Annotated in this window: 1 protein-coding gene and 1 pseudogene; both read left to right on the top strand. The window is 58.8% G+C overall.

Going from position 1 to position 2028, the window contains the following annotated elements; genetic code table 11:
• The first annotated feature begins 129 nt into the window (after window positions 1–129).
• Window positions 130–1344 carry an MFS transporter gene (locus DW233_RS10020; protein WP_195521868.1) on the top strand — a complete coding sequence of 405 codons (1215 nt, stop codon included), beginning with the start codon at window positions 130–132 and terminating at the stop codon, window positions 1342–1344.
• Window positions 1345–1514: 170 nt separating this feature from the next.
• Window positions 1515–2028: pseudogene (locus DW233_RS10015) on the top strand (SIS domain-containing protein); the annotation flags it as partial.

Here is a 2028-nt window from a genome sequence, read left to right as displayed (position 1 = left end):
TGGGCATCATCGGCGCGTTCTTCGGCGTGCTGGCGTAAGGGCCCGGCTGCATAGATTTTCGTTGCAACCTGGAAAGGGGATGGAGCAGGCCTATGCCCTCCATCCCCTTTTTGTATAGAAGGAGTTCGTATGTTCGCGAAGGATCGCGAAGCAATGCGCCTGACGCCGGCAGAGGTCAGGCTGATTCTTATTGAGTCCCTGCAGTGGTGCGCCAACAACGCGGTCTACTTTTTGGGGCTTATCGGTGCGGCCACGTATGATCTGGCTGGCACGGCCTTTTTGGTTGCCGCCATTACGCTCGTGCGCAATCTTATGACGTCGGTGGGCAATATGGTGTCGGGCTCGGTCATCGATCGCTTTGGACCGCGCCGGACGTCGTTTGTGACGTGCGTGATTACGGCAGTGCTATCGCTTGGCGTGGGGTTGGCGCCGTTGTCTGTCCCCGGGCTTGTGTTTGCCGCGTGCGTCTTGGGACTTGCGGGCGGCTTTATCAACACCTGCACGCATGCGTTTCCGGGATACCTGGAGTCGACCACCGAGGGCCGTACCCGCGTGAACGGCCTCATGGTGTTCTACAGCAATATCGCCTATACCGCTGGCCCGCTGCTCGGCGGTGCCATCGTGAGCTGTTTTGCCACGCAATCGGTCTATCTGCTCATGGCGGGCATGATGGGTGTGGCGGCCGTGCTCTCCTTGGGCTGTCACGAGTGTGTTGCTCCCGCAAAAGGGGAGAAGCCGAAGGGCGGTATTTTGGGCGGCATGGCCGAGGGTGCGCGACTTACGTTTCGCGACCACGACCTGCGCCTCATCTTTATCTCGGGCTTTTTGGGTTTCTTTGCGTTTGGCGCGTTCGATTCGCTGGAGTCGTTGTTCTATCGCGATGTGCTCAACGTGGATATCGTCTGGCTGGGCTGGCTGTCCTCGGTCGTGGGCCTCACTTCCTCGGTGGGCGCGTTCATCCTGACCAAGCTTTCTGCCCGCCATGTCAACCTGCGATTGCTGCTCGGCGCGCTCATGGCCGTGGGCATTGGGTCCATGGTGTACGTGGGCACCGATATGCTGGGGGTCGCGATTATCGGTCAGGCGATTAACGGTCTGGCCTGGGGATTCCTGGAACCGCTGCAGATGATCTTGATTCAGGAGCGCGCCGACATCAAATACCTGGGGCGCATTACCGGCTTTGTGCGTTTTGGCCTGATGAGCGCCGGCGTGCTGCCGCTGCTGGCGGCTCCGTTTTTGGCGGAGGCTTTGGGCGTTCAGGCGGTGCTGTTTGGGGCATCGACCATTATTGCGCTGGTAGGAACGCTGTTCTTTGTCACACAAGGGAGGCGCCAGAGGCGTTAGCTATACATTCAATTCTAATTTAATACCACTCACCAGAGAATTTCGACCGTTCACCGAGGATTGGAGCAGATTGATAAGTGGTATTAAAAACACATTAGGTGTATGTCTATAATTGGTATCGAAAAGAAACGCGATGTATAGAGTTGCGTGCAGGACAGAAAGGAAAAGCCATGAAGGAAACCGAGAAGATCGAGATCATGCACTTTAGCCAGGAGGGCTACGTCGAGGACGGCAAGAACGTCTACGAGGCCGGCAAGAAGATGACCGCGCTCGCCGACAAGGTCGCCGACGAGGGCTACGACGCCGTGTTCCTGATGGGCGTCGGCGGCACCTGGGACGAGCTCATGCAGCTCGAGTACCTCATGAACAAGTTCGGCGACCGCGACCTCGAGGTCTACCTGATCCACGCCGCCGAGTGGAACGTCATGGGCCACAAGCGCATGACCGAGAAGTCCGTCGTGCTCACCGCCTCCGAGTCCGGCACCACCCCCGAGGTCCTCGAGGCCGTCAAGAAGATGAAGGAAAAGGGCATTCGCGTCTACGCCATGACCAAGCCCGAGGGTCTCATCGGCCAGGCTGTCGGCGCCGAGAATTGCGTCAAGATGGCTTCCGATCATGGTAACGGCGGCTGCGAGATGGGCTACTACCTCGCCGACTGCTTCGGCCTGCGCCTGCTCAACCGCC

Origin of the sequence: Collinsella sp. AM20-15AC (assembly GCF_003471405.1) — a bacterium.
Classification (GTDB): Bacteria; Actinomycetota; Coriobacteriia; order Coriobacteriales; family Coriobacteriaceae; genus Collinsella.
This window is presented reverse-complemented; position numbering and strand designations above follow the sequence as displayed.